This window comes from Nonomuraea sp. IBHARD001, assembly GCF_056106265.1.
The window spans coordinates 8820432-8833366 of record NZ_JBWBBW010000002.1; the positions used below are offsets into that span (position 1 = coordinate 8820432).

Consider the following 12935-nt stretch of genomic DNA (forward strand, 5'->3'; position numbering starts at 1 on the left):
TGCCGAGTCAGGACGCGAGTGAAGATCCGTCGAGCTCGTCCGGCACCGGCAGGCCGAGCCGGTCGAACACGGTCGCCGCGACGTCCACCAGGCGTGCGCCGGTGCGTCGTACCCCTGCGGCGATGCCCGGTCCCGCGGCCAGGACGAAGATGCCCCGCTCGGCCGCCGACGCGCCGCCGTGACCGCCCTTGTCACGATGGCCGTGGTCGGTGGTGACGATCACCGTCCAGTCCTCGGCCGCGTAGCCCGGCCTCGCCTTGATCGCGGCGAACAGCCTGCCGAGCGCCGCGTCCATGGCGGTGATCGCGTCGAGGTAGTCCACACCGGAGGCGCCGAGCCTGTGCGCGACCGAGTCGGTGTTCTCCAGGTGCAGGAACGCCACGTCGATCCGGCTCGTCCGCAGCAGCCCCGCCGTGCGTTCGACGATGAGCGCGTCCTTCACCCCCTGCCCGTACGGCGTGCGGTGGCCGGTGGCGTGCCAGTCGACGAGGCCGCCCACCGCGCCGGTGTCGACGAGCGAGCGCCATGCGGCGACGGCGACCGTGTGCAGGTCCGGGTGCAGCCGCTCAAGCCGCGTCAAGAAGTCCGGATATTTCGTGAACTTGCGCCCAGCGAAGGAGTTGTCGCGTACGCCGTGCTTGGCGGGTTCGACGCCGGTCAGCACGGTCGCCCAGCCCGGACCGCTCACCGAACGCACATGCCCCTTCAACGGCAGCACACCGGTCGCGAACGTGCCCTGTCGCATCATCTCGCGCATGTTCGGCACATACGCGCTCAGCAGCCTGTCGTACCTGACGCCGTCCATACCCACCACGAGCACCTTGCGCTCCCGTGCGACGGCTGCGGTGGAGGTAGCGGTGGTGGTGGTCGCGGCGGTGCTGGTGGTCGTGGTGGTCAGCTCGGGTCCGACGGTCAGGGCGGGGAAGGCGGCCTGCCGTGGCGCCGGGTGTGCGCACCCGGCGAGTCCCAGCAGCCCGGCCGCCGCCGCACCGCACGCCACCAGCCTGCGCGCGAACGACACGACGGACGCGCACAGAGGTGACGACCGAGACGGCTGGGACGGCTGGGACGGCTGGGACGGGTGGGACGGGTGAGACGGGTGAGACGGCTGGGACGCGGGGAGGGCGTGCGGCCCTCGCCGCGCCCGGCTCACTGCTGCTTGGCGGCTGCGGGGAGCGCCTGCCCCCTGCGGTCCTTGGCGAACGGCTCGGTCGTCGGCTTGGCCGTGTGGACCGGCAGTGCGCCGCCCAGGGCCAGCTCGTCGTACGGCCTGCCGGTCGAGCCCCACGTCCTGGCGACCACCTCGGTGGCCTTGACCTCGGTCTGCGGCGCGACGCCGTCGATGGTGAGGATGAAGCGCGGCTTGTCGGTGCCGCCCTCGACGTCGTCGACGAACGTACTGGCCCCTCCCACCAGCTTGCCGCCGGTGTCGCGCAGCAACGCGCTGACCACCAGGCTGCTCGCGGGCAGGCGGTAGGGGTTGGCGACATACCCGGTCACCAGGTACGAGCCGTTCTTCTGCCGCTGGGTCAGCACCCGGCTCACGGGGAACGGCTTGAACGCCGACGTGATCCGCGCCGCCGGTCGCCACTGGGCCGGGCGGTACTCGATCGTCACCTTCTCCGGCTTCTCCGCCGCCACGGCCTGCCCGGTGAAGGCCAGCGACCCGGAGGGCGGGACGGCGTCGAGCGACTGCTCCATCCTGACGACCTCGCCGCCCTTCGCGTCGCGCCCGACGACGGTCGCCACCACGTGCTCACCGAAATGCCAGGGGTTGCGGTTGTTCAGCACCCCTGCCCAGTTGACGATGTAGCCCGCGTCGGCCTTGCTGACGCTGGAGGCCTGTTCCTTGAGCGCGAGCGGCTGCAGCGGCGTGGGATCCGCCTCCTGTCCGGAGCAGCCCGCGAGAGTGATCGCCCCCACTGCGAGGACGCTGACGATTCGACGACGAAGGATCACTTTGCCGTCATAGCCCGGCTTGGGCACGGCGAAAGCGGGACACGCCCCTGCCGTACCCAATCTTTAACGCGGGCGGACCACCCGCGACTCATCCCATACCGGCTCGGGCGCCTCATAGACCCGCCCATCACTGCCGAACACCAGGAACCTGTCGAAGTCCTCGGCGAACCACCGGTCGTGCGTGACGGCCATGACCGTGCCGTCGAAGGCGTTCAGGCCGATCTGCAGGGCCTCGGCGCTGGCCAGGTCGAGGTTGTCGGTCGGCTCGTCGAGCAGCAGCAACGTCGAACCGGACAGCTCCAGCAGCAGGATCTGCAGCCGGGCCTGCTGACCGCCCGAAAGCGTCTCGAACCGCTGGTCGGCGATCAGCCCGGCGAGTTCGTAGCGGCTGAGCGCCTTCATCGCCTCGTTCTTGAGCCTGGCGTGCTCGCTCATGACGATCTCGCACGGCGTGCGACCGCGTAGCTCGGGCCGGGCATGGGTCTGGGCGAAATGCCCGGGTACGACACGTGCGCCGAGCCTGGCCACACCCTCGTGCCTGATCGCCTCGCCCGCCAGCAGGCGCAGGAAGTGCGACTTGCCCGACCCGTTGGAGCCCAGCACGGCGACCCGCTCGCCGTACCAGACCTCCAGGTCGAACGGCTTCATCAGGCCCGACAGTTCGAGGCCTTCGGCGATGACCGCGCGTTTGGCGGTGCGCCCGCCCTTGAGCCGCATGGTGATCGCCTGGTCGCGCGGCGCCTCCTCGGGCGGCCCCGCCTCCTCGAACCTGCGCAGCCTCGTCATCGCCGCGTGGTACGGCGCGGCCATGCCGTCGTTGTAGGCGGCCTTGTTCTTGAGCATGTTGACCAGGCGCTTGAGCTTGGCGTGCTCCTCGTCCCATCGCCTGCGCAGCTCGTCGAGGCGTTCGTTGCGCGCCTTGCGGGCCTCGGCGTAGCTACGGAAGCCGCTGCCGTGGATCCAGATGTTGCCCTGCTCGACGGTGATGATGCGATCGGCCGCGTTCGCCAGGAGCTGGCGGTCGTGGCTGATCAGGAGCACCGTCTTGGGCGTCTCCCTGAGCTGCTCCTCGAGCCAGACCTTGCCCGGCACGTCGAGGTAGTTGTCGGGCTCGTCGAGCAGCAGCGTCTGGTCGGGCCCACGCAACAACGCCTCCAGCACGAGCCGCTTCTGCTCACCGCCCGACAGCGTCGAGGTCTCCCGATACTTCACCCTGTCGTACGGCATGCCGAGCGCGGCCACCGTACAGGTGTCCCAGAGCACCTCGATGTCGTAGCCGCCCGCGTCGGTGTAGTCGGTGATGGCCTGCGCGTAACGCATCTGCGTCTTCTCGTCGTCGCGCTCCATCATGACGAGCTCGGCCGCTTCAAGGCGCTCCGCCGCCGCGCGCACCGGCGGCGGCGCGACGCTCAGCAGCAGGTCGTGCACCGTGCTGCCGTCACGCACACTTCCGATGAACTGCCGCATCACACCGAGCCCGCCCGAACTGGCGGTGCTGCCCTCGACCGGCTGGATGTCGCCCGCGATGAGCCGCATCAGCGTCGTCTTCCCCGCCCCGTTGGGCCCGACGAGCGCCGCCTTGACACCCTCCCCGATCCTGAACGACACGTCATCAAGCAACGGCCGCCCATCCGGCAACACATACGTCAGATGCCCGACCTCGACGTGTCCCACAGCGGTTCCCTCCCTCATGTCCCCGCCGCAGGCTACAGGCCGTCCCAGCCTCCCGGCCTCCCGATTTTCGCACCACGACACGACCCGGCCGATCGGGGTCGAACGACTACACAGAGCGATGTCTATGCGATAGATGCATAGTACTATGCATCTATGAGGGAGACTCCGCCCCTGCTGCTGGCCCTGCTCCGGTCCAACATCGTCGGCGAACTGCTCGCCTGGCTGTACCTCCATCCGGAGAAGGAGTACTCGACGACCGATCTCGCGCATCGGGTGAAGGCGTCCCAGTCGACCGTGAGCCGCGAGGCGGACCGGTTCGCCGCCGCCGGGCTGATCAAGGAGAGACGGCACGGCAACCTCCGCCTCATCCGCGCCGACACCGACACGGTCATCGCCAAACCGCTCACGGACCTGCTGGCGGTGACCTTCGGCCCTGTGGCCGTCCTGCCGCCCCTCCTGCAGCCGATCTCAGGCGTCGACGAGGCCTACATCTACGGCTCCTGGGCCGCCCGGCACGCGAACCAGGCCGGGCCACCCCCGCGTGACATCGACGTCCTCGTGGTGGGCTCCCCGGACGAGGACGAACTGTACGACGCGGCACGAGCGGCGGAACGCGTCCTCGGCCGTGAGGTGAACGTCACCCGGATCTCGTCGGCGTCATGGCATGCCGACGAGGGCGACCCGTTCGTGACGTCCCTGCGGAGCAAGCCCCTTCACCCCCTGATCCTGAACCGGAGCACATCGTGAGATGGATGCAAGGACGCGACCGGATCGACGCGATGCTGGCCGCCGGCCAGGTGGAGCGGGTGCCACCGAGCCGGGACCACGCCGACACCATGATCATCCAGGCCGAGCGGCACATCGCCCTCGCCCGCAGCGGTGTCGGGACGGACCCCACAGGGGCCTACCAGCTCGTCTACGACGCCTCACGGAAGGCTCTCGCGTCGATCCTGGAGAACCAGGGACTGCGTGCCACGAGCCGTGGCGGGCACCTCGCGGTGCTGGACGTGGTGACGGCCCAACTCGACCCGCCGCTCGGGCAGGCACTCCGCTCCTTCGACCGGATGCGCCGCCGTCGCAACAGCGCCGAATATCCACGCCCGGACACGCCGGAGATCACTCCTGATGACGTCCTGCGCGACGTGGAGAGGGCCGAGCAGTTCATCGCGCTCGCCGCCAAGGTGCTGGACCAGATGAGCCCGTACTGAGGCGTCTCTCGAGCCTGTCTGAACTGCTTCCGACAAGATGGGAGCGTGACGACGAAGAGCTTTCGCTCCAGCGCGTTTCTGCGTGGTCCCTCCCAGGCGCCGGCCGAGGAGCTTCCATGGGTCGCCTGGTTGCCCGAGACCGAGCGTGACAGCTGTGTCAGGGAGCTCCTCGACCAGTTGATCGCCGGAGCCGACACCGGCGAACTCCTCCCCTTCGACCGCGCCCTCGCCTCCTGGCGCTCGACCGCCGTGGCCTGGAGCGACCCCCAGCTCGCGCGCGACCTCCAGGGCCCCTTCCCCGGCGACGGCCCCGAGGTCCCCCGCCCCGGCCGGGCCGCATGACAGGCCGAGGCGGCGAGGTCCCACGCCCCCGCTCATTGCGGTCGTCAGGGCCAGGCCCGGCCTGGTGGCTGGTGCGCACATCGCAGGCCGGGCGCGCGGGCTCGTGGAATGCCGATCCCGTCGCCTACGAGTCGGCTTTGGCTGCCTTCGTCAGCAGGTTCAGCATGTGATCGATCTGGTCGTTGCGGGAGCTGTCGATGCTCTTGGCCAGGGTCATGACCTGCGGGTTGACACCCGTCGCGGACTCGACCCTCGCCATCTGGACGGCGTCGTCCTGGTGCGAGATGAGCAGGTTGAGGAAGTCCCGGTCGAACTCCTTGGCCTTGCGCAGCCTGTCGATCTGCGCCTTCTCCGTCTCGGGCATGCCGCCGTGGTGGGCGTGGGCGTCGCTGGGTGCGGTGAGCGGCTGCTCCCACTGCTGCAGCCATACGCTCATGGTCTGCACCTCGGACGTCTGGGTGGCCTCGATGGCCGCGGCCATCTGCTGGATCTCGGGGTTCTTGGAATGGCCCTTGGCCAGCTTGACGATCTCGATGCCCTGCCGGTGATGGGGGATCATCATCTGCAGGAACATCACGTCGTCGGCGTCGACCGAGCCTGTGGCCGCCGAGGCGAGTGCTGGCGGCTCGCCGTACCCTCCGCACCCGGAGAGGGCCAGGATCGCGACGGCTGCCAGGGCTGCGGCGCGGTGTCTCATGGGGGGCTCCTGAGCTGCGTGCCAGCCCCGCCGCCGGCACGGCGGGGCTGACTTGTCTAACGACGCTGCGCTACGCGAGGTACGGCGTGCGAGGTCAGACGCGACGCCACAGGGCGGGGACGTTGGACGGCTCCCACCCTGCGTAGGCGGTGTGCGGCTGCACACACTCGTAGGTCGACCCGTTGTAGGTCACCCGGTCGCCCGCACGGTAGGCGGTGCCCGCCTTCCACGTGCCGCTCTGGGTCACGGTGGGCGAGGGGCTCGCGGTGACGGTGGGCGAGACCGTCGGAGAGGGGTCGACGGTGGGGCTCACGGTCGGGGTGGGGCTGGGCGAGGGGGTGGTGCCGCCGCCGAAGTCCACGTCCGAGCAGGTGTAGAAGGCCTCGTTGCTGCCGACCACGCGCTGCCAGATGGAGTACAGGATGTGGCGGCCCGACCGCTGGGGCAGGTTGATCGTCCAGTTGGTGAACGTGGTGGGGTTCTGGTTGTTGAAGTTCTTGATCGAAACGAGGTCCGACCACTTCAGCGGCATGGTGGGGTTCCAGCCGTCACGCGTGATGTAGAACTCGAAGTGGCTGTTGGAGTGCGGGGCCGACGCGTGGTACGTCACGGTCAGCGGTCCGGGTGCCACCGATTTGGCGGGCCAGTCGGCACGCTGCAGGTCGAGTCCCCGGTACTTCTCCCGGCCGGCGCTGCACAGCTTGCCGTCCGGAATGAGCTGGCGGTGCCTGCCGCCGGCCTCCAGCAGGGAGACCTCGTTCCAGTCGTAGTACGCCTGGGGGCCGCCCGCGGCGACGGCGGCCTTGCAGGCGTCGGACTTGGGCGTCTCGGGCCCTTCGTTCTTACAGACGTAGACCCTGCTCGGCGGGTTCGAGAGCGTGCCGTGCGCGCTGGCCGGAGAGGCCGGGAGCAGGACGATGGCGGTGGCAAGGGTGACGGACGCGGCAAGGGCAGCCTTGGTTCGCTGGTGCACCTGTTCCTCCATGTGCAAGGGGGGTGGGAGGTCATCGGCTGCGGCTGGTCAGGCCGTCGGGAGCAGCGCCATTGAAAAGGAAACCTTCTTAAGAGTTAACGATACGACCGCGTTAACGCAAGGGGAATGACGAGGAATGGGTCCCCCGTTGCGGTGGCTTTGTCCCGGATTGGCGGCGTGGTGGCACACTGGACGCATGATCGCTGTGACAGGGGCCACCGGAGAACTCGGCGGCAGGATCGCCAGACGCGTGGCCGCCTCCGGATCGCCGCAACGCCTGGTCGTACGCGACGCCTCCCGCGCGCCCTCGCTGGCCGGCGCCACGGTCGAGCAGGCCTCCTACGACGACCCCGACGCCTTCCGCGACGCCCTGGCCGGGGTGGGCACCCTGCTCCTGGTCTCGGCCACCGAGCAGGAGGGCCGGGTGGCGCTGCACACCGGCGCCGTGGACGCGGCGGTCGAGGCCGGCGTCTCGCGCATCGTGTACATCTCCTTCCTCGGCGCCGCGCCCGACGCGACGTTCACGTTCGGCCGTGACCACTGGAGCACCGAGCAGCACATCCGCGCCTCGGGCGTGGAGTTCACCTTCCTGCGCGACAACCTCTACATGGACGTCCTGCCGTACATGGTCGGCGAGGACGGCGTGATCAGGGGCCCGGCGGGCGACGGCAGGGCGGGGGTGGTGGCGCGTGACGACATCGCCGACGTGGCCGCCGCCGTGCTCACCTCGGCCGGGTACGAAGGCCAGACCTTCGACCTGACCGGCCCCGAGGCGCTCAGCATGGCCGAGATCGCCGACCTGCTCGGCGCCCGCTACCACGCGGAGACGGTCGAGGAGGCCTACGCCTCCAGGGCGAAGTACGGCGCGCCGCGGTGGGAGGTCGACGGCTGGGTGACCTCCTACACCGCGATCGCGGCGGGCGAGCTCGACGTGGTCAGCGACACGGTCGAACGCGTCGCCGGGCACCGGCCGCGCTCGCTCGCCGAGCACCTGCGCCTGGCCGGATAGCCGCTACACCCGGCCCAGCAGGTCGAGCTCGTCCTCGGTCAGCACCAGGCCGGCCGCCGCCGCCGAGTCGCGGATCGACTCCGGCCTGGTCGAGCCTGGGATCACCACCGTGGTGTGCGACAGCGCCAGCATCCAGGCCAGGCACACCCGGTGCGGGCTCACGCCCCTGGCCGCCGCCACGCCGACGAACGGACTGCCCGGCTCGGCCACACCCGCGAACGTGCCCCACGGCAGGAAGGCCAGCCCGAGATCGGCGCACAGCCGCAGCTCGGCCGCCGCCGCGCGCACCGAGGGCGCGAACTCGTTCTGCACCGACACCAGCCGCCCGCCGAGCACCTCGTTCGCCTCGTGGATCTGGGCGGAGTCGACGTTCGAGATCCCAGCCATCAGGATCTTGCCGTCGTCCAGCAGGTCGGCGAGCGCGCCGACGGACTCGGCCCACGGCACCTCCGGGTCCGGTTTGTGCAGCTGGTACAGCCCGATCGCCTCGACGCCGGAGTCGGCCGTGTCGACCAGCGTCGCACCGGCCTCGACCGCCGCCCGCACGGTGGCCAGTGCCCTGGCCGGGTCCGGCCTGCCCTCGATCGACAGCGGCATCGCGCCCAGCCCGACGACCCCGACCTCCACCCCGCCGATCCGCCGCGGCCTACCCTCCCGCGATCACGTCGGGCAGCCAGTCGGCCACCTTCCTGAACGGAAACCCCAGCGCACTCGCCCTGGCGTTGCTCATGCCGTACGGCGTGGCGAAGGAGTAGGGCGAGGTCTCCTCCCCCGGCTCGGCGACGCGCCACAGCGGGGTGCCGCCGAATCCGGCGACCAGGTCGGTGACGTCGAGTTCGCCGTCGGAGCAGGCGTTGACCGGGCCGGTGAAGTCGCCCTTGGCCGCCCACAGCAGGAAATCGGCGATCTCGCCGTAGTGGATGTAGGTCGAGGGGTGGTTGTCGGCGTGCACGACGATCGGGATGCCGTCGCGTACCCGATCGGCGTAGTGGGCCAGCCTGCCGGTGAAGTCCTCGGCGCCGCCGCCGAGCACGTGGGCGCAGCGCACGGTGACCACGTCGAACGGCGCTCCCTCGGCGCTCAGCACGGCCTCGGCCTGGCGCTTGCCCTCGCCGTAGCCGCCCTCGACGCCGTAGACGCGGGCGATGGCCTGCTCGTCGTGCCAGGGCAGGTCCAGGCGCACCGGCCAGGCGGTCAGGTCGACGGCGTCCTCGGTGACCGGGGCCCGCCTGGTCACCCGCTCGTACACCTCGATCGTGGAGGTCATGACGTAGCGCCGAGTGCGCCCGGCGAAGACCCTGCGGGCGATGTCGGCCTGGGGCGGCGTGTAGAGCACCTGGTCGACGACCACGTCGAACGTACGCTCGCCGATCGCCTCGGCCAGGGCGCTCTCGTCGTCGCGGTCGGCGACGAGATGCGTGGTGCCCTGGGGCGCCGGAGCCGATCCCCTGTTGACGACCGTGACGTGCGCGCCCGCTTCCTGCAGGAGCACGATCAGCCGCTTGCCGAAATAGCGGCTGCCACCGATGAGGCAAACTTCCTTCATGACGCCAAGTCTTCCGCTGTTGCACGGCCGATTGAAGGGGCATTCATGACTGTTGACGCGGTTTCCCCAAAAGATCCACGGCATCTTCGGGATATCCCCCACGATTCCGTGGACCTGCATCTGCTGGAGCTGGTCCAACTGGAAGGCCGCATCACCCTGAGCGAACTCGGCCGAAGGGTACGGCTCAGCCCGGCCGCGGTCGCCGAGCGCATCCGCAGGCTGGAGGCGTCGGGCACGATCACCGGCTACACGGCGCAGGTGTCGGCGGTGCGGCTCGGCTATCACCTTCAGGCCTTCGTCCGGGTGAACCCGCACGGCGGCTTCTCGCTACGCCATCCCCGTACCCAGGACGTGCTGGCCCGGATGGAGATTCGGGAGGTGCACCACGTGGTGGGCGAGGACTGCTGGATCATCAAGATCGCGGTTCGGGACACCTCCCACCTGGAGGAACTGCTGGAGCAGCTGTCCACACTGGGCCGGACGACGACCTCGATCGTCATGTCGTCGCCGGTCGAGCACAGGGTTCTGCTGCCGTCCGAGACTCATTGACAAAATTCATTTTTACGTACAAGCTTGATTTTGCGATGAGAGACGTCCTGTACCTGGAAGAGATCGAGCAGGCCGAAGCCCTGCTCAAGCCCCAGCGCATCGAGGTGCTGAGGCAGCTCGCCGAGCCCCGCTCGTGCGGCGAGGTCGCCGCCGTGCTCGGGCAGACCCCACAGCGGGTCTACTACCACGTCAAACGGCTCGTGGACGCCGGCCTGGTCACCCAGGTGGGCGAGCGCAAGGTGCGCGGCATCCACGAAGGCGTCTACCAGGCCAGTGCCCGTTCCTACTGGCTCTCGCCCCGGCTCGTCGGGCGGATCGGCCTGCACAGGCAGCAGGAGGAGATGAGCCTCGGCTACCTCCTCGACCTGATGGAGGAGGTCCAGGCCGACGTCGCCGCGCTCGACCGCACGGCGCCCGAACTGCCGTCCGTCGGTGTGTCGGGCGAGATCCGCATCAAGGCGGACCAGCGCGCCCAGTTCTTCGAAGACCTGCAGCACACCCTGCAGGAGCTGTTCACCCGCTACGGCGGCGCAGAAGGAGACGCCTTCAAGCTCGCCGTGGCCTGTTACCCCAAGGGAGATCGTCATGAGTGACCCGATGAAGATCGGCGTTCGTATCGCCGCCCCCGTCAAGCAGGTGCACCACGCGCTCACCGACCCGGAGGCGCTGCGGGTCTGGCTGGCCGAGCACGCCGAGGTCGAGCTGCCGCACCGCTATGAGTTCTGGGGTCGCTTCACGCCCGAGGGCGACGCGCCGCACCAGCGCCTGCTGCACGCCGACGAGCACACGATCCGCTTCGCCTGGCTGCTCGACGGCGTCGAGACGACGACCGAGATCACCCTGGCCGAGGGCGAGGACGACAGCACCGTGCTCACCCTGTCGCAGTCGCACTTCAGCATGGAGGAGGCGCTCAGCGAGTCCACGATCAGGGGCGCCCTGCAGACGTACTGGTACCTTTCGCTCGGCAACCTCGCCGACTACGCCGAAGGCCGTCCCGTCGGCGCGCGCACCGACTTCACCAGTCCGGAGCTGCGCGCGGAGTACCTCATCGGCGCACCCGTCGCCGAGGTCTACGACTCGCTGACCTCGTCGGAGAAGACCACCGCGTGGTTCGGCTACCCGATCGGCATCGAGCCGCACGTCGGCGGCAGGTTCGCGATGGGCGGCCTGGACAACGACCCCCACCCCGCCAGGATCGTCGAGCTGGAGCCCGAGGCGCGCATGGTCATCGACTGGGGCATCATGGGCGTCGCCACCTGGGAGCTGGAGGAGTCCGGCGGCCGGACCAAACTCACCTTCGTCCAGAGCGGCTTCAAGACCGACGCCCCGCCCTACGCGGGCTGGACCGGCATCCTCAGCGGCATCGTCGAGCTGCGCCGCTTCAACGAGGTGCCCGACTGGACCCCCCGCTGGATCGAGGAGCCCGCGGCCTAGGCCTTCGACCAGTGCGCCGGTCTGGAGAGCGATGGCGACACCCGGGTGGCGTCATCGCCTCTGGCCGCGTCCAGCTGTGACTGCAGCAGGAACAGCGCGCCCGTCAGATCGGCCCCGCGCAGATCGGCGTTCCTGAAGTCGGCCCCGATGACGTCGGCCGAACGCAGGTCGGCCTCCCTCAGGTCGGCCCCGATGAGGTAGGCGCCCCGCAGGCTCGCCCCCCGCAGATCGGCCTTGCGCAGCTTGGCCCCGATGAGGTCGGCTCCCCTGCGGTCCTTGCCCCTGCCCTTGGCCGCCTTGGCCCTGACCAGCTCGCTGGCCCGTAGCAGGAGCGGGTTCACCGCCTGGCGCAGGGCCCCGGCATCGGCCTTCAGCACGGCGTCCGCGCCCTGGTTGGTGATCGCCTCGATCTCGGCGAAGGCCCGATCCAGGTCCTGGTGCACGGCTCGCGCCTGCGGCATGGCCCTGGCCTCGGCCAGATAGCGCAGCAACTCGTGCAGATCACGCATGACGGGGAACACGGCGTACATCCGCTGCGCCGACCCCGGATCGGCACGCCAGTCCCGCCCCTCGAACGTCACCTGCGACACCTGCTGCCCGGCCCCGAAACAGTCGTAGACCGTGCATCCGGTGAAGCCCTTGGGCCTGAGCTCGGCGTGGATGCCGCATCTGAAGTCGCCGCCCAGATGGGGGCAGGCCGTACGGGCGGGCTTGTCGATCGCGAAGTCGGCCGAGGCGGCGAACGCCGGAACCACACAGCACAATCCGAAGCACCTGGAACAGTCGGCCCGCAGCCCGTCGATCGCCTTCACCACCGGGAAAGTCTACGGTTCGCCGCGACGCCTCCCCACCCCTTTCCCGCGCCCTCGCCACCCCTTCCTGCCCCCCAGCAGGAAGGGGGCCAGCAGGAAGGGGGATGGCCCGGCGAGGGCGCGGGAGCTCTGGGATCAGCCCTCTTCGTACGGGGCCGGGGGCTCGATGGCGGCGCAGGCCTCGAAGGCCTTACGCTCCTCGGGCGAGCCGGGCTTGACCTGCTTGAAGCCGGCGGGCTTGTCCTCCTTGCCGACGGGCTGCCACACGCCGCCCTTGCGCAGGCACTCCGCCCATGCGGTGAACTTGGCCTCGTCCTCGGGCGAGGTCGGCTCGGCGCCGCCGAGAATGACGGAGTTCCACTCCTCGCACGCCTTCATGGCGGCGTCGAGCTTGGCCTGGGTGACCTTGGTGACGGCGCTGGTGTCGAGGTCCTGGCCCTTGACCGGGTCGGGGATGTCGATGCCGTTCTCACGCATGCACGAGGCGAACTTCAGCGCGGTGTCGTGCCAGCTCGGCTTGGCCGCGCTCCCGGAGGCCGCGGCGGGGGCGTCGGCGCCGGTGCTGGCGAAGCTCTGGGCTCCGCAGGCCGCGCTCAGGGCGAGGGCGGGGATGGCGGCCAGGACGGCGAGGCGCCGCTTGGTGATGAACACGTGTCCTCCATGGGTCGCTTTCCGCCAGCAGGTCGCTGACTGCCCATCACCCTGCCGATCCCCTGTACGCGGCCCGTCCGC

At 69.9% G+C, this 12935-nt stretch carries 16 protein-coding genes; 7 read left to right on the forward strand and 9 right to left on the reverse strand.

What is annotated here, in order from left to right; translation table 11 throughout:
- Positions 1-7 precede the first annotated feature (7 nt).
- From ACTWNK_RS41560 to ACTWNK_RS41570, 3 genes are all read right to left on the reverse strand, one after another.
- Positions 8-1021: an alkaline phosphatase family protein gene (locus ACTWNK_RS41560; protein ID WP_474310546.1), complete on the reverse strand. Its 1014-nt coding sequence runs from the start codon at positions 1019-1021 to the stop codon at positions 8-10.
- Positions 1022-1149: 128 nt separating this feature from the next.
- Complete coding sequence (locus ACTWNK_RS41565) at positions 1150-1923, reverse strand: hypothetical protein (RefSeq protein WP_474310548.1); 774 nt, start codon at positions 1921-1923, stop codon at positions 1150-1152.
- Positions 1924-2022: 99 nt separating this feature from the next.
- Positions 2023-3633 (reverse strand): ABC-F family ATP-binding cassette domain-containing protein, encoded by a 1611-nt coding sequence (locus ACTWNK_RS41570; RefSeq protein WP_474310549.1) that lies wholly within the window; start codon positions 3631-3633, stop codon positions 2023-2025.
- A 153-nt stretch (positions 3634-3786) separates the two neighbouring features.
- Between ACTWNK_RS41570 and ACTWNK_RS41575 the strand changes: the two genes are divergently transcribed.
- The 3 genes from ACTWNK_RS41575 to ACTWNK_RS41585 are packed head-to-tail and all read left to right on the forward strand — an operon-like array spanning position 3787 to position 5183.
- Positions 3787-4380: a hypothetical protein gene (locus ACTWNK_RS41575; protein WP_474310550.1), complete on the forward strand. Its 594-nt coding sequence runs from the start codon at positions 3787-3789 to the stop codon at positions 4378-4380.
- A gap of 5 nt (positions 4381-4385) precedes the next feature.
- Positions 4386-4841: a hypothetical protein gene (locus ACTWNK_RS41580; protein ID WP_474310551.1), complete on the forward strand. Its 456-nt coding sequence runs from the start codon at positions 4386-4388 to the stop codon at positions 4839-4841.
- A gap of 45 nt (positions 4842-4886) precedes the next feature.
- Entirely contained in the window at positions 4887-5183 is a 297-nt protein-coding gene (locus ACTWNK_RS41585) for a hypothetical protein (protein ID WP_474310552.1), read from the forward strand.
- A gap of 124 nt (positions 5184-5307) precedes the next feature.
- Here ACTWNK_RS41585 and ACTWNK_RS41590 read toward each other — a convergent pair whose 3' ends face one another.
- A complete protein-coding gene (locus ACTWNK_RS41590) occupies positions 5308-5880 on the reverse strand; it encodes a DUF305 domain-containing protein (protein WP_474310553.1) in 573 nt (190 codons plus the stop codon).
- 94 nt (positions 5881-5974) lie between these two features.
- Positions 5975-6853 carry a lytic polysaccharide monooxygenase auxiliary activity family 9 protein gene (locus tag ACTWNK_RS41595; protein WP_474310554.1) on the reverse strand — a complete coding sequence of 293 codons (879 nt, stop codon included), beginning with the start codon at positions 6851-6853 and terminating at the stop codon, positions 5975-5977.
- Between the two features lie 196 nt (positions 6854-7049).
- On the opposite strand from ACTWNK_RS41595, the gene ACTWNK_RS41600 reads away from it, so the two are divergent.
- A complete protein-coding gene (locus tag ACTWNK_RS41600; RefSeq protein WP_474310556.1) occupies positions 7050-7862 on the forward strand; it encodes an SDR family oxidoreductase in 813 nt (270 codons plus the stop codon).
- Between the two features lie 3 nt (positions 7863-7865).
- Here ACTWNK_RS41600 and ACTWNK_RS41605 read toward each other — a convergent pair whose 3' ends face one another.
- Together ACTWNK_RS41605 and ACTWNK_RS41610 are read right to left on the reverse strand one after the other, a co-directional pair.
- Positions 7866-8489: an aldo/keto reductase gene (locus ACTWNK_RS41605; protein ID WP_474310557.1), complete on the reverse strand. Its 624-nt coding sequence runs from the start codon at positions 8487-8489 to the stop codon at positions 7866-7868.
- Between the two features lie 19 nt (positions 8490-8508).
- The gene (locus ACTWNK_RS41610; protein WP_474310558.1) at positions 8509-9408 is read right to left on the reverse strand and encodes an NAD-dependent epimerase/dehydratase family protein; all 900 of its coding nucleotides are present in this window, start codon (positions 9406-9408) and stop codon (positions 8509-8511) included.
- Between the two features lie 108 nt (positions 9409-9516).
- Here ACTWNK_RS41610 and ACTWNK_RS41615 point away from each other — a divergent pair, with 108 nt between their 5' ends.
- Genes ACTWNK_RS41615 through ACTWNK_RS41625 form a run of 3 tightly spaced genes read left to right on the forward strand, consistent with a single transcriptional unit; the run spans position 9517 to position 11391 of the window.
- Entirely contained in the window at positions 9517-9957 is a 441-nt protein-coding gene (locus ACTWNK_RS41615; protein ID WP_474310559.1) for an Lrp/AsnC family transcriptional regulator, read from the forward strand.
- A 35-nt stretch (positions 9958-9992) separates the two neighbouring features.
- The gene (locus ACTWNK_RS41620; protein WP_474310560.1) at positions 9993-10550 is read left to right on the forward strand and encodes an ArsR/SmtB family transcription factor; all 558 of its coding nucleotides are present in this window, start codon (positions 9993-9995) and stop codon (positions 10548-10550) included.
- Positions 10543-11391, forward strand: coding sequence for an SRPBCC domain-containing protein (locus ACTWNK_RS41625; protein ID WP_474310561.1), 849 nt, complete (start codon positions 10543-10545; stop codon positions 11389-11391). The genes ACTWNK_RS41620 and ACTWNK_RS41625 overlap by 8 nt, the downstream gene beginning before the upstream one ends.
- On the opposite strand, the gene ACTWNK_RS41630 is transcribed toward ACTWNK_RS41625, so the two are convergent.
- Positions 11388-12206, reverse strand: a complete 819-nt coding sequence (locus ACTWNK_RS41630; RefSeq protein ID WP_474310564.1) for a pentapeptide repeat-containing protein — start codon at positions 12204-12206, stop codon at positions 11388-11390. The two genes, ACTWNK_RS41625 and ACTWNK_RS41630, sit on opposite strands and share 4 nt — an antisense overlap.
- A gap of 132 nt (positions 12207-12338) precedes the next feature.
- The gene (locus ACTWNK_RS41635; RefSeq protein WP_474310565.1) at positions 12339-12854 is read right to left on the reverse strand and encodes a hypothetical protein; all 516 of its coding nucleotides are present in this window, start codon (positions 12852-12854) and stop codon (positions 12339-12341) included.
- Positions 12855-12935 lie beyond the last annotated feature (81 nt).